This window comes from Vibrio sp. QJM3NY_27 (genome assembly GCF_057785955.1).
In genome coordinates, this window is record NZ_CM173511.1 from 67516 (window position 1) to 91526 (window position 24011).

At 45.4% G+C, this 24011-nt stretch carries 22 protein-coding genes; 16 read left to right on the forward strand and 6 right to left on the reverse strand.

Translation table 11 applies throughout. The features are described 5' to 3' along the window. Positions 1-239 precede the first annotated feature (239 nt). Positions 240-2282 (forward strand): oligopeptidase A, encoded by a 2043-nt coding sequence (gene prlC / locus AC3CIA_RS00310; protein WP_488518320.1) that lies wholly within the window; start codon positions 240-242, stop codon positions 2280-2282. A 68-nt stretch (positions 2283-2350) separates the two neighbouring features. Here prlC and AC3CIA_RS00315 read toward each other — a convergent pair whose 3' ends face one another. Together AC3CIA_RS00315 and asnC are read right to left on the reverse strand one after the other, a co-directional pair. After that, the gene (locus AC3CIA_RS00315; protein ID WP_488518169.1) at positions 2351-3673 is read right to left on the reverse strand and encodes an IS4 family transposase; all 1323 of its coding nucleotides are present in this window, start codon (positions 3671-3673) and stop codon (positions 2351-2353) included. Between the two features lie 141 nt (positions 3674-3814). Then, complete coding sequence (gene asnC, locus AC3CIA_RS00320; RefSeq protein ID WP_004735550.1) at positions 3815-4279, reverse strand: transcriptional regulator AsnC; 465 nt, start codon at positions 4277-4279, stop codon at positions 3815-3817. A 126-nt stretch (positions 4280-4405) separates the two neighbouring features. On the opposite strand from asnC, the gene AC3CIA_RS00325 reads away from it, so the two are divergent. The 3 genes from AC3CIA_RS00325 to AC3CIA_RS00335 all read left to right on the forward strand — a co-directional run bounded on the left by AC3CIA_RS00325 (position 4406) and on the right by AC3CIA_RS00335 (position 9137). Then, positions 4406-7528 carry an EAL domain-containing protein gene (locus tag AC3CIA_RS00325; RefSeq protein WP_488518864.1) on the forward strand — a complete coding sequence of 1041 codons (3123 nt, stop codon included), beginning with the start codon at positions 4406-4408 and terminating at the stop codon, positions 7526-7528. Positions 7529-7640: 112 nt separating this feature from the next. Beyond that, on the forward strand, positions 7641-8420 hold the full coding sequence (locus AC3CIA_RS00330) for a class I SAM-dependent methyltransferase (RefSeq protein ID WP_017081709.1): 780 nt from the start codon (positions 7641-7643) through the stop codon (positions 8418-8420). A 141-nt stretch (positions 8421-8561) separates the two neighbouring features. Then, positions 8562-9137 (forward strand): hypothetical protein, encoded by a 576-nt coding sequence (locus AC3CIA_RS00335; RefSeq protein ID WP_488518321.1) that lies wholly within the window; start codon positions 8562-8564, stop codon positions 9135-9137. 136 nt (positions 9138-9273) lie between these two features. Here the strand turns inward: AC3CIA_RS00335 and AC3CIA_RS00340 are convergent, their stop codons facing one another. Both AC3CIA_RS00340 and uspA read right to left on the reverse strand, forming a co-directional pair. Further along, positions 9274-10152 carry a carboxylate/amino acid/amine transporter gene (locus AC3CIA_RS00340; protein ID WP_488518322.1) on the reverse strand — a complete coding sequence of 293 codons (879 nt, stop codon included), beginning with the start codon at positions 10150-10152 and terminating at the stop codon, positions 9274-9276. A gap of 52 nt (positions 10153-10204) precedes the next feature. Continuing rightward, a complete protein-coding gene (gene uspA, locus AC3CIA_RS00345) occupies positions 10205-10639 on the reverse strand; it encodes a universal stress protein UspA (protein ID WP_004735555.1) in 435 nt (144 codons plus the stop codon). Between the two features lie 189 nt (positions 10640-10828). Here uspA and ftnA point away from each other — a divergent pair, with 189 nt between their 5' ends. From ftnA to AC3CIA_RS00360, 3 genes are all read left to right on the forward strand, one after another. Next, positions 10829-11356, forward strand: coding sequence for a non-heme ferritin (ftnA, locus tag AC3CIA_RS00350; protein ID WP_004735556.1), 528 nt, complete (start codon positions 10829-10831; stop codon positions 11354-11356). 68 nt (positions 11357-11424) lie between these two features. Then, positions 11425-11748, forward strand: a complete 324-nt coding sequence (gene uspB, locus AC3CIA_RS00355; protein WP_004735557.1) for a universal stress protein UspB — start codon at positions 11425-11427, stop codon at positions 11746-11748. A 250-nt stretch (positions 11749-11998) separates the two neighbouring features. Further along, entirely contained in the window at positions 11999-13192 is a 1194-nt protein-coding gene (locus tag AC3CIA_RS00360) for a BaiN/RdsA family NAD(P)/FAD-dependent oxidoreductase (RefSeq protein ID WP_488518323.1), read from the forward strand. Between the two features lie 184 nt (positions 13193-13376). On the opposite strand, the gene AC3CIA_RS00365 is transcribed toward AC3CIA_RS00360, so the two are convergent. After that, positions 13377-14270: a DMT family transporter gene (locus tag AC3CIA_RS00365; protein WP_004735560.1), complete on the reverse strand. Its 894-nt coding sequence runs from the start codon at positions 14268-14270 to the stop codon at positions 13377-13379. 138 nt (positions 14271-14408) lie between these two features. On the opposite strand from AC3CIA_RS00365, the gene rmuC reads away from it, so the two are divergent. The 7 genes from rmuC to tatC all read left to right on the forward strand — a co-directional run bounded on the left by rmuC (position 14409) and on the right by tatC (position 20744). Beyond that, positions 14409-15941, forward strand: a complete 1533-nt coding sequence (gene rmuC / locus AC3CIA_RS00370) for a DNA recombination protein RmuC (protein ID WP_488518324.1) — start codon at positions 14409-14411, stop codon at positions 15939-15941. Positions 15942-16006: 65 nt separating this feature from the next. After that, on the forward strand, positions 16007-16786 hold the full coding sequence (gene ubiE / locus AC3CIA_RS00375) for a bifunctional demethylmenaquinone methyltransferase/2-methoxy-6-polyprenyl-1,4-benzoquinol methylase UbiE (RefSeq protein ID WP_026012235.1): 780 nt from the start codon (positions 16007-16009) through the stop codon (positions 16784-16786). Between the two features lie 97 nt (positions 16787-16883). Further along, on the forward strand, positions 16884-17489 hold the full coding sequence (locus tag AC3CIA_RS00380; RefSeq protein WP_488518325.1) for a ubiquinone biosynthesis accessory factor UbiJ: 606 nt from the start codon (positions 16884-16886) through the stop codon (positions 17487-17489). After that, the gene (ubiB, locus tag AC3CIA_RS00385) at positions 17486-19120 is read left to right on the forward strand and encodes a ubiquinone biosynthesis regulatory protein kinase UbiB (RefSeq protein ID WP_017079346.1); all 1635 of its coding nucleotides are present in this window, start codon (positions 17486-17488) and stop codon (positions 19118-19120) included. The genes AC3CIA_RS00380 and ubiB overlap by 4 nt, the downstream gene beginning before the upstream one ends. A gap of 54 nt (positions 19121-19174) precedes the next feature. Next, entirely contained in the window at positions 19175-19429 is a 255-nt protein-coding gene (gene tatA / locus AC3CIA_RS00390) for a Sec-independent protein translocase subunit TatA (RefSeq protein WP_004735565.1), read from the forward strand. Between the two features lie 3 nt (positions 19430-19432). Then, complete coding sequence (gene tatB, locus AC3CIA_RS00395; protein WP_004735566.1) at positions 19433-19840, forward strand: Sec-independent protein translocase protein TatB; 408 nt, start codon at positions 19433-19435, stop codon at positions 19838-19840. Positions 19841-19988: 148 nt separating this feature from the next. Beyond that, positions 19989-20744 (forward strand): twin-arginine translocase subunit TatC, encoded by a 756-nt coding sequence (gene tatC / locus AC3CIA_RS00400; protein ID WP_004735567.1) that lies wholly within the window; start codon positions 19989-19991, stop codon positions 20742-20744. A 331-nt stretch (positions 20745-21075) separates the two neighbouring features. On the opposite strand, the gene AC3CIA_RS00405 is transcribed toward tatC, so the two are convergent. Next, positions 21076-21837: a TatD family hydrolase gene (locus AC3CIA_RS00405; RefSeq protein ID WP_054548002.1), complete on the reverse strand. Its 762-nt coding sequence runs from the start codon at positions 21835-21837 to the stop codon at positions 21076-21078. A 208-nt stretch (positions 21838-22045) separates the two neighbouring features. Here AC3CIA_RS00405 and hemB point away from each other — a divergent pair, with 208 nt between their 5' ends. Beyond that, the gene (gene hemB, locus AC3CIA_RS00410; RefSeq protein ID WP_004735569.1) at positions 22046-23089 is read left to right on the forward strand and encodes a porphobilinogen synthase; all 1044 of its coding nucleotides are present in this window, start codon (positions 22046-22048) and stop codon (positions 23087-23089) included. 78 nt (positions 23090-23167) lie between these two features. Continuing rightward, positions 23168-23602, forward strand: coding sequence for a GNAT family N-acetyltransferase (locus AC3CIA_RS00415; protein ID WP_488518326.1), 435 nt, complete (start codon positions 23168-23170; stop codon positions 23600-23602). The last annotated feature ends 409 nt before the right edge of the window (positions 23603-24011 follow it).

Genomic DNA, 24011 nt, shown 5'->3' on the forward strand with positions numbered 1-24011 from the left:
TGTAGGTGGGGTTAATCAGACTATTATAACCCTCAATGGACCATAAATTCTCGATCAATTCAGGAACAGTCGTTCGCAATATGCAGTTAGTTATTGGTTCTGCTATTGAAATTTGCCTTCATGGGCACTATTTAATAACTATTCGCAGGTGATTTTTTAGGGCGACCCTTAGCCTGATGACTGTAAGACGACCTCATTACAAAAAAGACGAAAGTCTCTAAAGCCAAAGGAATGTTTATATGTCTAATCCGCTATTAACCTTCACGGACTTACCTCCGTTTTCACAAATCAAACCTGAGCATGTTAAGCCAGCGGTTGAGCAAGTGATTGAAGAGTGTCGCAACAAGATAGAACAAGTACTTGAAGGTAATACTTCACCAAGCTGGGACAACCTTGTTGCTCCGATTGAAGAAGTGGATGATCGTTTAGGCCGTATTTGGTCACCAGTAAGCCATATGAATTCTGTGATGAACAGCGATGAGCTGCGTGACGCTTATGAGAGCTGTCTGCCGGTACTTTCTGAGTACGGCACTTGGGTTGGTCAACACAAAGGTTTGTTCGAAGCTTACAAGGCGATCAAGGCGAGTGAAGCATTCTCGGCATTAGACCAAGCTCAACAGAAAACCATTACTGACGCACTGCGTGACTTTGAATTGTCAGGCATTGGCTTACCTGCAGACGAGCAGCACCGCTACGGCGAGATCAGCAAGCGTCAGTCTGAGCTGGGTTCTCAATTCTCAAATAACGTGCTTGATGCAACCATGGGTTGGAGCAAGCAGGTGACAGACGTGGCTGAGCTGGCCGGTATGCCCGAGTCGGCATTGGCAGCAGCACAAGCCGCGGCAGAAGCTAAAGAGCAGGAAGGTTACCTACTGACTCTAGATATCCCATCATACCTACCGGTGATGACCTACTGTGATAACCAAGAACTACGTAAAGAGCTGTACGAAGCTTACGTAACTCGCGCTTCAGATCGCGGTCCAAATGCTGGCAAGTGGGACAACACTGAGATCATCACAGAGCAACTTAAGCTGCGCCACGAGATCGCACGCATGCTTGGCTTTAGCACTTACAGCGAGAAATCTTTGTCGACCAAGATGGCAGAAACGCCAGACCAAGTGCTTGGCTTCCTAAATGACCTAGCAGTAAAAGCCAAACCACAAGGTGAGCGTGAAGTAGAAGAGCTACGTCGGTTTGCAGAGAAAGAGTTTGGCGTGTCTGAGCTAAACCTGTGGGACATCGCTTATTACAGCGAAAAGCAAAAACAGGACCTGTTCGATATCTCTGATGAAGAGCTTCGTCCATATTTCCCTGAATCAAATGTGGTTTCAGGTTTGTTTGAGGTGTTGAACCGCGTATTTGGTATGTCGGTGACAGAGCGTGAAGGCGTGGATACTTGGCATGAGTCGGTTCGCTTCTTTGACATCTTTGATGCGACTGGAACATTGCGCGGGAGCTTCTACCTAGACCTATACGCACGTGAACACAAACGTGGCGGCGCATGGATGGATGACTGCCGTGGTCGTCGCATGACTGAATCTGGCGAACTACAAACGCCGGTGGCTTACCTAACGTGTAACTTCAATAAGCCAGTCGGTGATAAGCCTGCGCTATTTACTCACGATGAAGTGGTGACGTTATTCCACGAATTCGGTCACGGTATCCACCACATGCTGACGCAAGTTGAAGCGGGTGCGGTTTCTGGTATCAATGGTGTGCCTTGGGACGCGGTTGAATTGCCAAGTCAGTTCTTAGAGAACTGGTGTTGGGAAGAAGAAGCGCTGTCGTTTATCTCTGGTCACTTCGAAACAGGTGAAGCTTTACCAAAAGAGATGCTAGAGAAGATGCTAGCAGCGAAGAACTTCCAGTCAGCGATGTTTATCCTGCGTCAGCTAGAGCTTGGCCTGTTCGATTTCACGCTGCACACAGAATACGATCCAGAAGTCGGTGCTCGCGTACTAGAAACACTAGCTGACGTGAAGTCTAAGGTATCGGTACTGCCAAGTCTTGATTGGAACCGCTTCTCACATAGCTTTGGCCACATCTTTGCTGGTGGCTACAGTGCAGGCTACTACAGTTACCTATGGGCAGAGGTATTGTCTGCAGATGCGTTCTCGGCATTTGAAGAAGAGGGTATCTTCAACACTGAAACCGGTAACCGCTTCCTGAACAACATCCTTGAGATGGGTGGCAGTGAAGAGCCAATGGAGCTGTTCAAACGCTTCCGTGGTCGTGAGCCTCAAATCGATGCGATGCTTCGTCACGCGGGTATTCAAGCTTAGATTCGAGACGACATAAGCTAGATAGATTAAAGGCTGAACATTGCGTTCTAATGCCGTTCGGATAAGCATTACTGCTTGAACCTAAACGGATATTTGGCTGGAACAAAGAGGACTGAACGTGGAAACGTTCGGTCCTTTCTTTTATCTGGAAGAATGAAGTGACTCAGACTTTCTCTCATCCTTTTAAGTTTGACTGGTAGGGTTCCGTCTGGACTTAAAGCTAACCAACGTAACTGAGCATCTATAAGGTTAATTGCAGCAGTAAAGCTTACCCTAGTCGCTCGAACCCCGGCTTCTGAAGCTATCTTAACCATCTCTAATCGCACTAAGTTATAGGCAAGTAATACGCCCCAAAGCTCTTGCTTCACACCGGCAGAAAAACGACTTCGTAAAGTGACGTGACTTTGCAGTTGAGTCTGTTTAATTTCACCATAACCCTCTTCAATCTCCCAGCGTTGCCAATAAACACGCAGCAGGCTTTCTAGCGAGTATTTGCTAGGGTCTGTAAGTGAAGTAATAAAACCTTTTATCTCACCTTTTGGCTCTTGATATAGGACTAATCTGGCTTCCCAACGTGCGGGTAAATTCGGATTCTGCCGTTGAGCTTGAGGAGAGATAGGCATTGAAATGAGCATGTCGTTTTCCGCATATTTCTCCAACACTTCATAGCGTAGTTTACGTTTTGCAGGCATTAACCAGTGAGTATTTTCCGCACTCTCTTGCCACGACAACAAAAGGTCTGCCGAGAAATAACAACGATCAAGTAAGGTCAATGAGTGTGCGGGGATATCATTGAATAGGCGCTTAGCTAAGGTCGTTTCACCGACATGACAACCATCAAAAGCCGCCCCCATAATCATTCGTGTTTCTGTTGACATCAAAGCGACTAAACGAAGTTGAGGGTAAGGTTTCAATTTTTTAGAGATGAACCCAAATTCTTCAGCGTTCTCTGTGGAATCTTGACATCTAAATGTTGTTCCATCCACAGCAAGTACATTAAGTTCTAAGTCTCTGTCTTGTTGAAGGATATCTCCGTGCCAAGCCTTCACCGTTGTGTTAAATAGAGCTGCTAATGGGCTCTCATCTAGACGTCGACGTGAATCAGTTAGGACACTAGGTGCGACACGAGACCAACTATCTTCAGGTTTAGGCTGAAGCGCAATGTCTAATGAACTGCATACCTCTTTGATAGACATGTTGCGTTGCAACCCCATCCAAATAACTAACCAGACAGCTTGCTGCGCGGGAAGTCGGCGTCGTCTTATGCTCGCTTTATTTGTTTCAAGAAGAGCTTGTTCTATCCACTCAATCTGAATAGCGTCGACGACAGATTCATAATTATCGGCATCTTCAATGGTCTCGTGTGCCATTGCTAATTCTTGTTCAAGCATAAAAAATCCCCATCAACATTGTTGATGAGGATTATCTTCTAACTGCAGGATCGTTCAAGTCTTCTTAAACGATCGGCATTAGAACATTGCGTTCAGCCTTTTCTTTTTGGGACACCCCAAAGAATCTAGTTCGTATGTGAGCTAGGGATTCACATTGCGATTGATAGGGTTTTGCAATGAAATCAATGTCTCTGTCGACTGAACCTCGTCAATCGCCTGCAATTTATCAATCAGTACGAACTGCAGCTCTTCGATCGACTTACACATCAGCTTTACAAAAATATTGTAAGCACCGGTGGTGTAGTACGCCTCGACCACTTCATCTAAAGCATTTAGCTTCGCAATGGCCGAGTGGTAGTCGCGGGCTGCGTTAAGGTTAATACCAATAAAGCAGCACACGTCGTAACCCAGCTTTTTGGTGTTTACCACAACTTCTGTTCGCTCAATAATGTCTGCTGATCTCATCTTTTCGATGCGAACGTGAATCGTCGCAGGGCTGACATCGAACTGCTTTGCCATTTCAGCATAAGGAGTACGTGCATCTTCCATCAAAGTTTTGAGAATGGCACGGTCTAGATCATCTAGACGAGCTGTAGTTGTGGACATGCATAATCCTTAGATTGAATGAAAAACATACCGGCTTGAGTACACATCATAGCCAAGGGTGATAATATTAGCAGTAACTATAGGGTTAGGGTGAATTCAGTGCGATTTTCGTTATTTTTTATTGTGATGTGTTGGAGTGTTTTTGTTTCAGCTCAGGCAAAAGATGTGTTGGTTATTCACTCTTATCATCAAGGTTTTTTTTGGACGGATGATTTCCATAAAGGGCTGGCTGAAGAACTCGATCGAGATGGGTTGTCTTACCGGGTTGTTTATCTCGATACCAAGCGAACTCAAAACGCTGAATACTTAGAGCGAATCTATCAGCTATACCGCATCAAGCTGTCACATGAAGAGTTTGCCGCTGTAGTCGTCAGTGATAATAACGCCCTCAATCTGATGAAACGCTTAGCGCCCGAACTCAATGGCACGCCTGTTATTTTTGGCGGCATCAACAATTTCTCTCCACAGATGATAGAAGGCTTGCACGCGACTGGTATCACTGAAGATATTGATATGGCGAGCAATATCGAGTTGATTAAGCGACTGCAATCGACGGTTAAAAAAGTATATGTGGTCACCGACCATTCGGTAACGGGTGAAGCTATTCGCGCCCAAGTGGGTTTGTTCCTACAAAATCGTCCTGATTTTTCTGGGCTGGTGGAGCAATATACGCCTGATTCTTATCAAGAACTGCTGACGTTCGCGCAACGCGCTGATCTAACCAAAAGCTTGTTGTTCTGGGCCTACTACCGCGACATCAATGGTCGTGTCAGCAGCAAAGAAGACTGGCGTCAGCTCAACAAAAAAACTCAGATGCCATTGTATATTGTGCATGATTTAGGACTTGGGTTTGGTGCGATTGGTGGCGTGATCCACAGTGGAGAAACGCAAGGACGAGACACTGGGCGAGTGCTACTGAATGTGCTCGCTAATCCGGATAAACCGCTGCCCCAAGTGGTTGCTGGCGCGCCAGAAATCAAACTCGATTACCAACAAATATCTCGTTGGGATTTGGGCGCAGAGAATGAAGCGGCGGTGACTTTTCTCAACAAACCTAAGTCATTTTTAGTGCGCTATCGAGATGAAATTCGCACCATAGGTTTGCTGTTTTTGATTATGTCGTGTGTCATCGCGACCTTGGTGTATTACCTCAATCGCCTTAAGAAAAGTGAGCGTACCAGCCGACAAAGCCAACTGTTATTGGAGTCGATATTCGACCAAAGCCTGCAGTTCATGGGGATCATTGATAAGGGCGGTGTATTGCTGTCGAGTAACAGTAAACTGCATGAGCTGCTTTATAACCAAGGCTATAAATTGGGAACATCTCTTCAACATCACCAACACTGGGAAGACTCGGCTAGGCAGGTGTTGAAGGAGTATTTCATCTCTCGAGAGGAACATCAGGTTTTACGATTTGAAGCGGAAGTGTGGTGTCGTGATCGTGGTGCGATGGTGTTGGATGTTTCATTAAAGCCAATGCCGGGCAGTGAAGGGGATGATAATCAATTCTTGTTTGAAGCGCGTGATGTCACCTCACGTAAACTCGCGGAAAACAAACTGTTCCAACGTGAAGCCAATCTAAAGCTGTATTACGACAAACAACCAGTAATGATGATAACGCTCGATGGCAATAACCGTATTCAACAAGTGAACCAGTTTGCTGAGCAGTTACTAGGTTACCCGCTAGACCAGCTACTAGGTCATCGTCCTAGAGAGTTCTATGTCGATGAAAACTCAATGATCCCGCGTCATATCTTATTGCAACCACAACATAAGATTCGTGGCGTATGGCGTCGTGATATTGAATATCGCCATGCTAATGGCAGCACCATCTGGATTCGTGAAAATATTCGCCCGCTGGTTGAGTCTGATCAGTTGTTGATTGTTGGAGAAGACATTACCGAAACTCGTGAGTTGTCTGAAAAGCTAGAATATCAAGCTCGTTATGACTTGCTGACGGATACGTTTAACCGTAACCACTTTGAGCAAGAGCTGCAAAAGGCGCTCAAAGAGGTTGAGAGCCACATGCGAACTCACGCTATGCTGTTCTTGGATTTAGACCAACTTAAGGTCTTGAACGATACGGCGGGGCATGAAGCGGGAGATGCCGCAATCATGTTCAGTGCCAAGCTTCTGGAAGAGGTTCTGCCATACAATGCCGTGTTAGCGCGAATGGGTGGTGACGAATTTGCAGTATTAATGAAAGACTGTACTGAGCGAGATGCGGTGAATGTGTGTCGCAGTATTATCTCGACGATGAGCGAGAACCCATTCTTGTGGGGTGATATTCGCCTTAATCTTACCAGCTCTATTGGTATCCGATTAATTGACCATACTGCGGCCTCACCACAGATGGTACATGCTCAGGCCGATGCTGCTTGTCATGCTGCTAAAGAGGAAGGGCGTAACCGTTACAACCTTTACCATCAAGATGATGAAGACCTGCGTCGTCGTCACCTAGAGATGGAATGCGTGAATCTAGTGCATGAGGCTTTGGCTAACGATCGCTTAGAGTTGTTTGCTCAGCGCATTCTTGGTTTAGACAAAGACAGCGAGAAAATGCACTTTGAAATCTTGGTTCGCATCAAGAATATCCACGGTGAATACATCTCTCCGGGGATTTTCATGCCAGCCTCAGAGCGCTATAACATAGCGCATTTGATTGACCGCCAAGTTGTCAGTCAAACCTTGAGTTGGTTGGAGCAACGCCCTGAGGTTATTGAGGAACTAGGGATGTGTTCAATCAACCTTTCTGGTCATTCGATGGGTAATCGAGAATTTGTCGAATTCTTGGTTGAGAGCTTGAGAGACTCGTCGATACCGTGCCATAAAATCTGTTTAGAGATCACCGAAACGGCTGCGATGAGTAACATGAAGCAGGCGATCAAGTTCTTCACTCGCATCAAAGAGCTTGGCTGTATGATTGCACTGGATGATTTTGGCTCTGGATTATCGTCGTTTGGCTACCTGAAGAAACTGCCGGTCGACATTGTGAAGATCGATGGCTTGTTTGTGCGTGATATTGATGTCAACGAGATGGACCATGTGATGGTTCGCTCGATCAATGATCTCGCCAAGCAGATGGGCAAGCACACCGTGGCTGAGTTCGTTGAAAATACCCAGATCATCGATAAGCTGATCGAACTGGGTGTGAACTACGCGCAGGGCTACATCATAGGCCGACCTAAGCCACTCGCGGAGCTCGTTGAAGAGTTAAGACAAGAACGAGAGACAGAGCCATTGGTTTAGGTAAGCCGACTTTAGCCGGGAATACTTTTCACCGCTAATATGTATTGTTGAGGCAATCAGGTAAACTGGTTGCCTCTTTTGTTTTGAATACTACTGTCTGTTGGAGACGACCTTGCAACTACAACTGATTTGCGAAGATGCTACCCAAATCGATCATCTAAATGACTTAGCGACCCGTTGGAATTTATCTCATGATGAAAACAGCGATTTTGCTTTGGTACTGACTTGCGAGCGACTTGAGCTACGTAAAGTCGATGAGCCTAAGCTTGGCGCTATTTTTGTTGATTTAGTGGGAGGCGCAGTCGGTCACAGACGTAAGTTTGGCGGTGGTAAAGGTCAGGCGATTGCTAAAGCGGCAGGTTTAAACAAAGGTGCAACGCCAACTATCCTCGATGGTACCGCTGGTCTAGGACGTGATGCGTTTGTGTTGGCGTCGTTGGGCTGTAAAGTACAGATGGTCGAGCGTCACCCTGTTGTGGCAGCACTGCTCGATGATGGCTTGCAGCGAGCTCAGCAAGACCCTGACATCGGTGGTTGGGTAACTGAACGTATGAAGTTGATTCATGCTTCAAGTCACGATGCGTTAGATAAACTCAGCAACGATCCAAATTTCGAACAGCCTGATGTGGTGTACCTAGACCCAATGTACCCGCATCCTGAGAACAAGAAGAAATCGGCGTTGGTTAAGAAAGAGATGCGTGTATTCCAATCATTGGTGGGTGCCGATATGGATGCTGATGCTTTATTGCAACCAGCCCTTAAACTCGCATCTAAGCGAGTTGTGGTCAAAAGACCGGATTACGCAGCATGGTTAGATGAGCAAAAACCAAGCATGGCGATCGAAACCAAAAAGAACCGTTTTGATGTGTATGTGAAAGCATCAATGACTTAATTGAAGCATCAATAACTTAGAGACACGCTAAGAAAGTTTCCCGTCATAAATACGATAAATTGCCATTTAACACTTGCGATAGTCGCGTTACGGATGTATATCTAACTAAGAATCATTATTATTCTTAGCTGGAGTTGTAGCATGGCTAAACGCTTTTGTAAGTTAAACCGTCGAGATATCACTGAACACCTAGGCGAGATCCACAGCTTGGTTACCCAACCTAAGTTTGTGTGTCGTTCTTGTGCGCGTTCTTCGGCGGATCAAGCGAACCTGTGCAAACCAACAGCCATCCCACCGATTGATTGTCAGAATAAACCCGTTGAAGAAAAAGTCGCGTGTGGTCTACTTGCCGAAACATTGCCAACTCCAGAAGTTTCTCTTATCGAGGTAATGGACAGCGTTGAGCCAACGGTACAAATCTTTGATCCTGCTATCGTAGAAAAAGCGGATAAAGTCGCGTTGAAAAAAGCCAAGCTGAAAAAATTGATGGCGAAGGCGAGCGGCGATGAGAAAGCTGAACTCAAACAAGCGAAGAAAGCGGCGAAGAAACAAGAGAAGTACAACAAAAAGCTAGCGAAGATGATTAAGAAACAGCAAAAGCTGTTTAAGAAAAGCCAAAAACTGGAAAGTGATCTTGAACGCATCAACCTACAACTTGATGACGTTGCCTTCACTGAAAGCAAGACTCAGGTGGTGAGCCACAATCACATCCACTGAAGTTAATATTGCTACACAGATGATTTAAAAAGAGCGACCTACGGTCGCTCTTTTGCTTTCTGGGTATTATTTTAAATAAGAATCTTGCTAGTCAAACAAAGCTTATTAGTTAAATACAGCTTGTTAGCTTAACGCGCTAGGCATTGCTAGCATCTCTCGCAACACGCTTCTTCACCCACGTCTCATTGACGAACAAAGAGAACAAGATAACGGCACCACCAATAGACAATCGAACCAAATCGACATCTCTGTTCCAAATCAGGATGTTCACCACAAGGCCAGCTGGAACTAAGACATTGTTCATCACAGCCAGTGCGCCAGCATTGACCATGCACGCGCCTTTGTTCCACATAAAGTAACCCAGCCCCGAAGCAATCAAGCCAAGGTAGATCAGGATTCCCCATTGAAGAGAGGTGGTTGGCAGCTTCTCTGGATTGCCCAGTAGCATGAAAGCAACGGAAGCGACGCATAACGCCCCTAAGTAGAAGTAACCAAATACGGTTCGCTGAGGTAATTCAGTCGCTTCTTTTTCCATTACCACCTTGTAGCCGACCTGACCGATAGCAAAGCACAGGTTCGCCCCTTGCACGACAAGGAAGCCGATTAAAAAGTTTTCGTTGATGCCCGCGAATTTAATAAACACCGCGCCCAGCACTGCAATAGCGGCGGTCACGAGATACCAAGGTGAGAATTGCCCTTTGAGAAAGTCATAAATAAGCGTGACGTAAATTGGGGTAAAGACGGTAAACAAAAGGACTTCAGGAACGGATAGCAGCAAGAAAGACTGATAGTAGAAGCAGTACATTAAGCCAAGCTGGATGCCACCAATGGCCATCAATTTGGCGATCAGCTGACGCGAGACGCCACGGAACTTAAGGAAAGGAATAAACACGATACCTGCAAGGGCAACACGCATCAGTACAGAGAACCAAGCATCAACCTGACCAGCAAGGTAAACGCCGATCAGGCTAAAGGAGAAGGCCCATAGGAGGGTAACACCAGCTAAATAGCTCATAGTAAAACTTCGTTAATAAGATATGAGCTGTATGTTACCTAACCTTAATTCATTAGTCTTCTGAATCTCTTAGAGGCACGACCAGCATATCAACCGGAGAGGCGTTGATCAGTTGTCGTGTTGAAGAAAGCAGCTTGCTCCAGAAGTCTTGATGGTGACCACAAACCACTAAATCAACATTAAACTCGTTGATGGTGTCACACAGCTCATGACTCAAATCGCCACTGCCCACTAAGGTATGGGTGATTGGGTATTGAGCATGCTCAGCAAAATTTTGCAGCTGAACTCGAGATGCTTCCATCGCGTTATGTTGGGTTTCTGCCATGTTGATATCAATCAGGCCGGTATACAGCTCTGCGTAGTTAATATCGATATGGATAAAAGAGACTTTGGCTTCCAATGGCTTAGCCAATGCTACCGCTTTATCCACAATTAATTTGCTGTCTTCTGATAAATCGACCGCGACCAAAATATGTTTGTAACTCATATCGCTACCTCCTTTATTCATTGTCTGATTTAAGATTAGCACTATGCGATGGCTTTTTTTGCTGAAGTGATCTCATATCCACTGTCTTGCGTAATGACAGCTCGAAATATTGGTTAACTAATGGCCTGCGAGATATTCATTAAATAGTGATATAGTAGAGAAAATTGAGGATGTAATTAGGAGTCTTAAATGCTGTCAAAAACTATGGTTGAGCAACTGAATGATCAAATTAACCTAGAATTTTTCTCATCCAATCTATACTTACAAATGAGTGCTTGGTGTGAAGACAAAGGATTTGAAGGTGCAGCAGAGTTTCTGCGTGTTCATGCGGTAGAAGAAATGGAACATATGCAGCGTCTTTTCACTTACGTAAGTGAAACAGGTGCAATGCCAATTCTTGGTGCGATTGAAGCGCCAAAACATGAATTTGATAGCCTTGGTGCCGTGTTCCGTGAAACTTACGAACATGAGCAAATGATTACTCAAAAGATCAACAAACTGGCTCACGTTGCTTTCAGCACACAAGATTACTCAACCTTTAACTTCCTGCAATGGTACGTTGCAGAGCAACACGAAGAAGAGAAGTTGTTTAAAGGTGTATTGGATAAGCTAGAGCTTGTTGGTGAAGACGGTAAAGCACTGTTCTTTATTGATAAAGACCTAGCGCAATTGGCAAAAGATGGTTCATCTTCAATTATGGAAGCTCCTGCCGTTTAGGTAGTACGGGAAAGACACTGATTATCTTTTTCTTTTGAGTTTTCTTATGAAGATGTAGGGAGGAAAGGATGATCAGCGGCGACACTATTCTATTTGCACTAATGGTTGTGACTTGCGTGAACTGGGCGCGATATTTTACTGCGCTAAGAACACTCATTTATATAATGCGAGAAGCACATCCTCTACTTTATCAACAAGTAGACGGAGGTGGATTCTTCACAACTCATGGCAATATGACCAAACAGGTTCGCTTGTTTAGTTACATCAAAAGCAAAGAGTATCACCATCATCACGACGAAGTGTTTATGTCGAAGTGTGATCGCGTAAGACAGTTGTTTATACTTTCTTCTGCTCTGCTGGGTGTAACGTTGCTGTCTTCTTTCATCGTCTAAGTTATTTAGTACGTGTGAAGTAGAATTCAGGTTTTGGTGTAAAGCTTCGGTTGTTGGTTTGCTAAGCCAAGTAGTGGTTTTGCTGCTGTCTGCAGATTGTACAATTGAACATCAATTGCAAAGTTTAAAATTGCCGCTAGAATAGCGAGCAATTAGTAAGGATGTGCTGTTTATGCACATCCTTTTTTATTGATGGCATTTCGAGAACAGGGCGTACTCGAGGTGCAAAAGTGAAGAAAGCAGAACCCCAATGAGTGAAAAGTTTGATGTAATCGTAGTTGGTGCGGGCGCCGCGGGCTTAATGTGTGCTGCGGAAGCGGGTAAACGTGGCCGACGAGTGCTGGTGGTTGATCATGCAAAGAAACCAGGCAGAAAAATTTTAATCTCAGGTGGCGGCCGTTGTAACTTCACTAACTATGATGTTTCAGCCAACAACTTCCTATGTAACAACCCTCACTTCGTGAAGTCAGCTTTATCTCAATACACCAACTGGGATTTTATCTCGATGGTGAGCAAGTACGGTATTGAGTTCGAAGAGCGAGACCACGGCCAATTGTTCTGTGTGAATGACCACACTGCAAAAGACATCGTGAGCATGTTGCTTGAAGAGTGTAAGCAGGCGAAAGTTGAACAGCGCTACCGTTGTGATGTTCACTCCATCGAAAAAACAGACGCTGGCTTTAAGATGCACCTTAATACTGACGAAGTTGAGTGTGACTCACTTGTCGTGGCGACGGGCGGTTTATCGATGCCGAAACTAGGCGCGACGCCACTTGGCTATAAGATTGCCGAGCAGTTTGGTTTGTCTGTGATGCCGACTACAGCAGGTTTGGTGCCATTTACTCTGCATAAAGAAGACAAAGAAGCCTTTGCTGAGCTTTCAGGAATCGCGATTCCTGCCGAGATCACCGCGCAAGACGGTACCTTATTCAAAGAAGCGTTGCTGTTTACTCACCGCGGCTTATCTGGCCCTTCGGTATTGCAAATTTCTTCTTTCTGGAAAGCGGGTCAATCGGTTTCGATTAATCTAGTACCAGAAGTGGACGTTGCTGAACTACTTGAAAACTCTCGTGAGAAACACCCAAATCAGAGCCTGAAAAACACCTTGGCGAAAGCATTACCAAAGCGTTTTGTGGAAGTGTTGATTGATCGTAAAGAGCTGGAAGACAAGCCGCTCAAGCAGTTCAATGAAAAACAGCTGAATGACATTGTAGAGCATTTAGAGAACTGGAAAATTGCGCCAAACGGCACGGAAGGTTACCGAACGGCCGAAGTGACTCTAGGCGGTGTGGACACCAATCACCTATCTTCAAAAACCATGGAATGTAAGACGGTCTCTGGCCTCTACTTCATCGGTGAAGTCATGGACGTAACAGGTTGGTTAGGTGGCTACAACTTCCAATGGTGCTGGAGCTCTGGCTTTGCATCAGGCCAGTGGGTTTAAGCTTTGAGCTTATCCATTAGATTTTAAATGACATAAAAATGGCGAGTCATATGACTCGCCATTTTTGTATCTATAAGCTGTAATCTAGCTCTAGATTCGAATTTATCGATAGCTTTTCGTGCTCAATCGAGTCTTTTAGCTCATTTACTCATTTACTCATTTACTCATTTACTCATTTACTCATTCACGCAGGTTTGTTTTTTGAAAACTTGACCTGTTGAATCACCAAGCCGGCAATGATCAGTACCAAGCCAAACAGTGTCGCTGGGTGAATCTCTTCACCAATGATGGTTGAAAGTAGCATTAGCGAAATAAACGGTGAGGCAAAAATCAGATTGCTGATACGCGCTGTGTTGTTGGTCAGCTTCAGTGCTGATAGCCATAAGACAAAAGTAATGCCCATCTCAAACAGGCCTACGTAAGTCACAGCCATCCAACCTTTTGCTGTGATTTGGCTAAAGCTCTCGCCTTCGTAAAGGGTTAAACCGATCGCGAAGGGCAATGCCACTAAGAAACCAAGCAATACGCCAATCACAGGGTCAGCCTTGTTTTTGGTGTTTAGAATCCAGTATCCCGCCCAAAGCAAGGTTGAAAGTAATGCCAGAGCCACACCGAGTGGACTATCGAACTGCATTCCTAGCACATCGCCTTTGGTGGCAATGACCACCACACCCGCATAACTGAAGGTACAAGCAATCCAATCTTGCTTACGAATCTTTTGCCCCAGAAAAACCGCCGCCATCAAGGTTAGCGTAATTGCCCAACTGTAGTTGATGGCCTGAGCTTGAGATGCTGGCAATAGGTCGTATGCTTTGAATAGAATCAGGTAGTAGGCCAGTGGATTGACCAGGCCGAGCAGTAGGTAATACCAAGGGTTTGAAAGAAACGTAGTGCTCAGCTGAGAAAGCTTGCCTTGAAAGGCGCAGATGGCGATCAGTGCCATTGATGACACTATGCTGGCAATGGTCAGCATTTGAATCGGCGAAAACTCAGCAAGGGTCAGCTTAAAAGCAGTAGCAACTGTTGACCACAGTAATACCGCGGAAAGGCCAAAGCCCAAGGCACGACGTTCGTTCATAGCAACTCATTCTAATTTGATGGGACAGAATACGGAGCGCCTAGTCTATCTGTCGAAATTTAATACGGCAAACTGGACATTTATCCAGTATCAAAATACCATTTAATGAGTTACTTCCAATTAGGCTAAATCATTATCATGCAATGGATTATCGAACATCAAGCACCGCTTATTGCTGCAATTTCTGGCGCGCTCGTCAGTGGCGGTGTGGTGGGTTGGTGGATCAAACAGAAGTTCTCTTTTCAACAGCGACTTCTTGAACAGCAGCTAGAGTCCGACCGTTTGCTGCATGAGTCTCAACAATCCCAGCTCAAATCCTCGCTCGCAGAGGCACAACAAGAGCTCAATGAGTTGGATGATGACCGAGACAAAGCGGCATTCGAGCTCAAGCAAGCGCACGGCAAGGTGATGGCCGCGATGGAAAAGCTGCGCTACTTTGAGGCGGTCAAGCAAGAGCGCCAACAGTATGCCGATGATATCAATGTTCTTAAGGAGCATAAGTCTGAGTTAGAGGCTGAGCTTAGAGAGCAAGAGGCAAGACATGACCAAGAAAACCTCGCCAATAGTGAAAAGCTGCAACTGCTAGAACAAGCAGAATATCGACTTAAGCAGCAGTTTGAACTGTTAGCGAATCAACTGTTTGAGAGCAAAACCGCTAAGGTCGATCAACAAAACAAGCAAAGCTTAGAGGGTTTGTTGTCGCCGCTGAAAGAGCAACTAGAAGGCTTCAAGAAACAAGTGAACGACAGCTTTAGCCAAGAAGCCAAAGAGCGTCATACCTTAGTTCATGAGCTTAAAAACCTGCAACGTCTTAATGAGAGCATGACTCGTGAAGCGGTGAATCTGACTCAAGCACTAAAGGGCGATAACAAACAGCAGGGTAACTGGGGCGAAGTAGTACTGGCACGGGTTCTGGCAGAATCAGGGCTGCGCGAAGGCCATGAATATCAAACTCAAGTGAACCTGCAAAACGATGCGGGCAAGCGTTACCAGCCGGATGTGATTGTGCATTTGCCACAAGACAAGCAAGTGGTGGTGGATTCAAAAATGGCTTTGGTGGCGTTTGAGCGTTACTTCAATGCTGAAACTGATCAACAACGTGATGCTGCATTGCGTGATCACTTGGTGTCGCTGCGAGCGCACATAAAAGGGTTAAGCCAGAAAGATTATCATCAGCTTAAAGGCATTCAGAGCTTGGATTATGTGTTGATGTTTATTCCGGTAGAGCCTGCGTTTCAGGTGGCGATTCAAGCCGACCCTAGCTTGGTCAAAGATGCGATGGAGCAAAACATTATCTTGGTCAGTCCTACGACCCTGCTGGTGGCACTGCGCACCATTGATAACCTGTGGCGTAATGACAGACAGAACCAGAACGCGCAAGTTATCGCTGAACGCGCGAGCAAGCTTTACGACAAATTACGCCTGTTCGTTGATGATATGGAAGGTCTCGGCAGTTCATTAGATAGAGCCAACCAAAGCTACCAAGGAGCAATGAATAAGCTAGTGACTGGGCGTGGCAATGTGATTCGTCAGGCTGAAAGCTTCAAACACCTTGGTGTTGAAGTGAAAAAGTCGATCTCGATTGGGATAGCTGAAATGGCGCAAAATGAGGCTTTTTCAGAAAATGTCTCTTTAGTAGAAAGACAACCTACTGAGGATAAAGTAAACTAATCGGCCGCAGTGCCTCTAAATAGAGAGTGTGCTGTCGATGAGAACTTACCATGGTAGATAACAGCATTATGGACACAAGCGTGCAGACAAATTCAGCAGTAGAGTCAGAAACCACACACTTTGGTTTCGAAACAGTCGCAAAAGACGAAAAAGTCGCGAAAGTAGCAGAGGTATTTCACTCTGTAGCCGCTAAATACGACATCATGAATGACTTAATGTCGGGTGGTGTTCACCGCTTGTGGAAGCGATTCACGATTGATTGCAGTGGCGTTCGCCCAGGTCAACGTATCCTAGATCTTGGTGGTGGTACTGGCGACCTGACTGCGAAATTCTCGCGTATCGTGGGTGAAAAAGGCCACGTGGTTCTTGCTGATATCAACAACTCAATGCTGAATGTTGGCCGCGATAAACTGCGTGATAGCGGTATTGTTGGCAACGTACATTACGTTCAAGCCAATGCTGAAGAGCTGCCTTTCCCAGATAACTACTTCGATTGCATTACCATCAGCTTCTGTCTGCGTAATGTTACCGACAAAGACCAAGCGCTGCGTTCAATGTACCGTGTGCTGAAGCCGGGCGGTCGTCTGTTGGTTCTTGAGTTTTCTAAGCCAGTACTTGAGCCTCTTTCAAAGGTTTACGATGCCTACTCTTTCCACCTGTTGCCAAAAATGGGTGAGCTGATTGCCAACGACGCAGACAGCTATCGTTACCTAGCAGAATCTATCCGCATGCACCCGAACCAAGAAACCTTGGAAGGCATGATGCAAGAAGCGGGTTTTGAAAATACGAAATACTTCAACCTAACGGGCGGCATTGTTGCGCTGCACCGTGGTTACAAGTTCTAGTCGAACTTGGTAGCAGGCTCGTAGGGCGTGCTAAAAATAAGAATAAAGACAGAACGGATAGGTTAAGGCTTATCCGTTTTCAAAGGTAAGGACAGTCATGCCATTTGATCCATTGGTAACCGCGGTTATTGAAACCTCTTTAAATACTTTCGTGAACGATGATCCAGCCTTGGTTCGTCGTTTGTCTCGTTTAAAGGGGCAGATCATTCAAGTTAATTTGAAAGAGTTGAATAAAACACTCACTTTCGTTTTCAGCCAACAGATCGATGTGTTGTCGGAATACGAAGGGCAGCCTGATTGCTACCTATCTTTGAACCTATCGGTACTGCCTGAACTGCGTGAGCAATCGAACATCACCAAGCTGATCAAGCAAGATAAGCTGATCTTAGAGGGTGATATTCAACTGGCTCAGAAATTTGCTCAGCTGATGACAGACTGCAAGCCGGACTTAGAAGAGTGGCTATCGCGCGTAACGGGCGATGTGGTTGCGCATACCGTGGTACAAGGCGTTAAAAACGTCGGTGGTTTTGTGGCGAAGCAAGCAACTAAGCATCAAAACCATGTTGCTCAGATTCTGACAGAAGAGTGGAAGATTGCACCGGCTCCGTTAGAAGTAGTGCATTTTTGCGATCAGGTTGATGACGTAAAAAGCTCGGTAGCTCGCCTTGAAGTTAAGTTGAACGCTCTGTTGGAGAAAATATGACCCCAACAGAACTGAAACGTCTTTATCATATTATCAAGGTACAGTTAGAGTACGGCCTTGATGAATTGATGCCTGAGCACCATTTGACTAAAGCTCCTTTGCTGGCGCGAAAGTCACTGTTTTGGCTTAAGAACAAGCATCAAGATAAAGAGTTGGGTCATCGCTTACGCCTTGCGCTGCAAGAACTTGGGCCAGTGTGGATCAAGTTTGGTCAAATGATGTCGACACGTCGTGATCTGTTCCCTCCTCATATCGCTGATCAATTGGCTTTATTGCAAGACCAAGTCGCTCCATTTGATGGCGCATTGGCCAAGCAAGATATGGAAAAGGCACTGGGTGGTAGTTTAGATAACTGGTTTACCGACTTTGATATCGAGCCACTGGCCTCGGCTTCTATCGCTCAGGTGCATACGGCAAAGCTAAAAGAGAGCGGCCGCGAGATTGTTCTGAAGGTAATTCGACCTGATATTCGCCCGGTGATTGATGCAGATCTAAAACTGATGCACCGAATGGCGCGTATAGTCGCTAAGTCTCTTCCTGAAGCACGTCGTTTGAAACCGGTTGAGGTCGTTCACGAGTACGAAAAAACGTTAATTGATGAACTAGACCTGCGCCGAGAGGCAGCCAATGCCATTCAGTTGCGACGTAATTTTGAAGGCAGCGAAGAGCTGTATGTCCCAGAGGTTATCCCTGATTTAAGCAGTGAAACCCTGATGGTGTCAGAGCGAATCTATGGTATTCAGGTTTCCGATATTGAAACTCTAAACGCCAACGGCACCAACATGAAATTGCTGGCTGAACGTGGTGTGACGGTATTCTTCACCCAAGTGTTCCGCGACAGTTTTTTCCATGCCGACATGCACCCAGGTAACGTATTCGTTAATCCAGAAAATCCAGACAACCCTCAGTGGATTGGCTTGGATTGTGGCATTGTTGGCACGCTCAACAGCGAAGATAAGCGTTATTTAGCAGAGAACCTGCTGGCCTTCTTCAATCGAGATTACCGTAAGGTCGCAGAGCTGCACGTGGATTCAGGTTGGGTGCCACACGACACCAACGTTAACGATTTCGAGTTCGCGATTCGCATGGTGTGTGAGCCAATTTTTGCAAAACCACTTGGCGAGATCTCATTTGGCCATGTGTTGCTAAACTTATTTAATACAGCAAGACGTTTCAACATGGAGGTTCAACCTCAGTTGGTGCTTCTTCAGAAGACCTTGTTGTATGTCGAAGGCCTAGGCCGTCAGCTGTATCCGCAACTTGATTTGTGGGCAACGGCGAAGCCTTTCCTTGAAACCTGGATGATGAATCAGGTGGGGCCTCAAGCTGTGATTAACGCAGTAAAAGAGCGTGCGCCATTCTGGGCAGAAAAACTGCCAGAGCTGCCAGAGCTACTTTATGACAGCTTGCGCCAAGGTAAAGCCATGAACCACAGAATGGATCAGCTTTATCAAGGTTACCGAGATAGTAAGCGCCAGCAAGCAACAGGAAAGTTTTTGTTTGGCGTTGGAGCTACTTTAGTCGTATGCTCCGCAATATTAGTTTCAAGCCCTTATGAGCAGCTATCTATGGGCTGTGGCATCGCAGGTGTCACATTTTGGCTGCTAAGTTGGCGAGCTTACCGTCGTTAGACAGTAGACTCCCTTAATATTTTTTATGTGTAGACAGACCCGAGGACAATGACAATGGGTGGTATCAGTATTTGGCAACTTCTAATCATTGCTGTGATTGTAATTTTACTTTTCGGAACGAAGAAACTGCGCGGCATGGGCGGTGACTTAGGTTCAGCGGTGAAAGGCTTCAAAAAAGCAATGAGCGATGAAGACAAGCCTGCAGATAAGAAAGACGCAGACTTTGAACCAAAGAACATTGAACAGCAGAAGAAAGAAGCTAGCGCTGAAACGACTGCTGAAACAAAGAAAGACAAAGAGCAGGCGTAAATCGTGTTTGATATCGGTTTTTGGGAACTGGTATTAATATCTGTCGTTGGGTTAGTCGTTTTAGGACCTGAGCGTTTGCCTGTGGCGATTCGCAGTATTTCCAAGTTTGTTGGACAAGCGAAAAGCATGGCAAACAGTGTGAAAGATGAACTTTCTCACGAGCTTAAGGTGCAAGAGCTGCAAGAAAACCTACGCAAGGCGGAAAAAATGGGTATGGAAGATTTATCTCCAGACCTAAAAGCATCAGTTGATGAACTTAAGCAGGCCGCTGCTCAAGTTCAACGCCCGTATGCCAAGCCTGAGTCTGATAAGCCGAGTGAGACTGAACCTAGTGTCACGGAAACTGTGGAATCTGAAACCATTCAGGTCAACAGTGAAGCTTCAGCACCGTCAGATAAGAAAGCCGAATAGTCTCGCAAGGAGGAGTCGCCAGATACTTGAGTCGCTAGATGTTTAAGTCGATAGCTATTTAAGTAGATATCTATTCAAGTGGATACCAATTCAACTGGATAGATAGGTGCGCGGCTCCTTTTCGATCTTCCTGTTTAAGAGGTTTGACATGTCTTCGACTGAGCAGACACAGCCTTTAATTAGCCATCTTCTAGAACTGCGTAATCGCCTATTGCGCGCGATTGTTGCGGTTTTGGTGGTGTTTGTTGGGCTAATTTATTTCGCTAATGATATTTATGAGTTCGTCTCTGCACCTTTGGTAGATCGCTTACCTGAAGGCGCGACGATGATCGCAACAGATGTAGCGTCACCATTTTTCACACCCTTAAAACTGACCTTGATCGCGTCTATATTCCTCGCGGTTCCGTTTATTTTGTATCAGGTGTGGGCTTTTGTCGCTCCGGGCTTATACAAGCATGAGAAGCGCTTGATCATGCCGTTATTGGCTTCAAGCTCATTGCTGTTTTACTGTGGTGTGGCGTTCGCTTACTTCATTGTATTCCCGTTGGTATTTGGCTTTTTTACCGCTATATCATTAGGGGGAGTAGAGTTCGCAACCGACATATCGAGTTATCTTGATTTTGTACTCGCGCTGTTCTTTGCCTTTGGTATCGCTTTTGAAGTACCAGTCGCCATTATCTTGCTATGTTGGACGGGTGCAACGACACCTAAAGAACTGGCAGAAAAGCGTCCTTACATTGTTGTCGGTGCGTTTATTGTCGGCATGATGCTAACGCCGCCTGATATGATTTCGCAGACACTGTTGGCGATTCCAATGTGTATTCTGTTTGAGATTGGCCTGTTCTTCGCGCGTTTCTATGTGCGTAAACCAGATGCGGATGAAGAGGAAGAAGCGGAGTCTTAATTCGCAGATGCTAAAGCAGTAGTCATTACGGATGAGCATGATCGTTAGAGTTCTTCAGTAAAAATCACATAATAAAAAAGCGGCCCTAGGCCGCTTTTTTATTATGTCTGTTTATCGAATCTTTAACTGATAACCACAGTTTTGGCATATATAGAGCTCTTTGATGCCCCAAATTTTATGCCATAGAGTTCGATGTTGACGTTGTAAGTGTTGTGAATGGTCACACATAATCAACTACCTCCATATGCAGGCGGTTGATAGTATACATATCACATTGTTTTCTCAAATAAATTGAGGGTAAATCCGTAATATTTACTTATTAATAGATTCATCATAGATTAAATAATGATTTAGCATTGATGGTGGTTATGTTTTCGACTTCTTCAAGGGTAATTCCGCGTAATTCAGCGACGCGTTTTGCCACCAGTTCGGTGTACGCGGGCTCGTTGCGTTTACCGCGATTCGGTGTTGGTGCCAAATACGGGCAATCTGTCTCTAGGATGACGTAATTCATATCAAGATGTGGGATTACCTTATCCATCCCCGAGTTCTTAAAGGTCGATACGCCGCCTAAACCTAAATGAAAGCCTAGCTCGTTGATCGCTTGAGCTTCCTCTAAGCTGCTGCCAAAGCAGTGGAATACGCCGCGTAAGCTTCCATCTTGTTCTTTGCGAAGTAGGGTGAGTGTTTCTTCAATGGAATCTCGCGTGTGGATCACCACAGGTAGATTGAGCTCTTTTGCCCACTGCAGCTGAGTCACAAACGCCATCTCTTGTTCTGCTTTAAAGGTTTTATCCCAGTACAGGTCGATACCTATCTCACCCACGGCGATAAAGTCATGCTTATCGAACCAAGCTCGAATGGTTTTCAGGGTCTGTTCGATATTTGCATCCACATAACAAGGATGTAAGCCCATCATTGAACGACATACCTCCGGAAACTGAGCTTCCGTCGCGAGCATTGGCTCGATAGATTCTAAATCGATGTTAGGCAGTAGAATCGTATCAATGCCTTGAGCAAGCGCGCGTTGCACGACTTGTTCGCGGTCTTCATCGAATTCGCTCGCGTAAATATGGGCGTGGGTGTCGATCATTATTGTGTCCTGAAAGCGGTCTTTTCTGAGTTGTCATGAGTATACGGCAGTGTGAGGAGAAGGTCATTTTTTGCCATTTATCCCTGTTTTTGAGTGGGTTTTATATTTTACTGTTAGCGTCCTGAGCCATCAGTGATATGCTTTTGCCTGTATTTTGCACTTTTCATATCTAAGCATTTCGGTGCTTAGACTAGGCAAGGAGAATCTAGTGTCTGTTTCAATTCAAGGTCAATTCCCAGGTCGCCGTATGCGCCGTATGCGTAAGCACGACTTTAGCCGTCGCCTAATGGCAGAAAATCAATTGTCTGTGGATGATCTAATCTACCCAATGTTTATTCTTATGGGTAAAGAGCGTCGTGAGCCTGTAGAGTCAATGCCAGGCGTTGAACGCCTGTCTATCGATCTTATGCTTGAGGAAGCGGATTACCTGTCAAAATTGGGTGTTCCTGCAATTGCTCTGTTTCCGGTAGTGAACCAAGATGCTAAAAGTTTATGCGCGGCTGAAGCTCATAACTCTGAAGGTTTGGTACAACGAGCAGTACGCTTACTCAAAGAGCACGTGCCAAATATGGGTGTGATTACTGACGTAGCACTGGATCCGTTCACTACTCACGGTCAAGACGGCATCATCGATGAAGATGGTTACGTGATGAATGACGAGACGACTGAAGTCTTAATCAAGCAGGCTCTGTCTCATGCTGAAGCGGGTGCTGATGTGGTTGCACCGTCGGATATGATGGATGGCCGTATTGGTAAAATCCGTGAAGCGTTAGAAGAAGCTGGCTACATTCATACTCAAATCATGGCGTACTCTGCAAAATATGCATCGTGCTACTACGGCCCATTCCGTGATGCAGTTGGCAGTGCTTCGAACCTGAAAGGCGGTAACAAGAAGAACTACCAGATGGATCCAGCCAACAGCGATGAAGCGATTCATGAAGTCGCGATGGATCTTAATGAAGGTGCGGACATGGTGATGGTGAAACCCGGCATGCCTTACCTTGATATTGTTCGTCGTGTTAAGCACGAACTGCAAGCGCCTACGTTTGCTTACCAAGTATCTGGTGAGTACGCGATGCATAAAGCGGCGATTCAAAACGGCTGGCTGAAAGAGCGCGAAACCGTAATGGAATCACTGTTGTGCTTTAAGCGTGCTGGCGCAGATGGCATCCTGACGTATTTCGCTAAAGATGTCGCAGAGTGGCTTGCTGAAGATAACGCACAAGCTGCTGAGCACTTGCAAGGCAAGTAAGTACGATCAAGCAAACCATATGATCACCAAAGGGTTGGCCGTTGTGCCAGCCCTTTTGTTTTATGAGGATGAAACAAGATGTCTGTCATTGTGCGTGAAGGCTCATTAGAAGAGGTTGTTTCTGTTGTTGAACAGATTGCCGAGTTCGCCAGAAAAGAGAGTGTAGCGTCTTTATCGGAGCGACTAGCGGGTAAAACAAGCCTGATCCTCGTTGCTGAAGAGGCGGGTGTGTTACTGGGTTTTAAGATCGGTTATGAATTGGATGAAAACACGTTTTACAGCTGGTTTGGGGGCGTGTTACCGATCGCAAGGAATAAAGGCGTTGCACAGGCGCAATTAGATATTCACGAACAGTGGGTGAAGCAACAGGGCTACCAACAGCTGAAAGTGAAATCTCGTAACCTGTTTCCCGCGATGCTGCGTCTGTTATTGAAAAACGGTTACCTAATCGAAAAATTAGAAGAAAAAGAAGACATTAATGCCCATAGAATTCATTTTCTGAAGCAAATTTGAGCACTGTGGCTAACGGTTTATAAATTAAATGAGATTTATTATCATTTAAGTGTTGACTATTAAATGAGAATCATTATTATTAACTTCGTCTTAGGGAATGAGGAAATGTTCACAAGGATGTTAAGTACTCAAGTATTTACTTGGTTACCCAACAGAATTCTCGCGAACTTGTACTAAGTTCTTTTTGACACGACATTGCTCACATTGCTTCCAGTGTAATTTATAGCTTTTAGGTAAAGCTGTGGTATTCAATTTGAATGGCTTTACCGGTTTTTGCTAGGCGACATCTTCGGGTGTCGCTTTTTTTATACCTCCATTTCAACAAGATGCATATTTAGTGGCACGTTTTTTTATGAATAAAACGCCATCAGCATTCTTTTCCACAATGCAAGATCGAGAAAAGATCGTT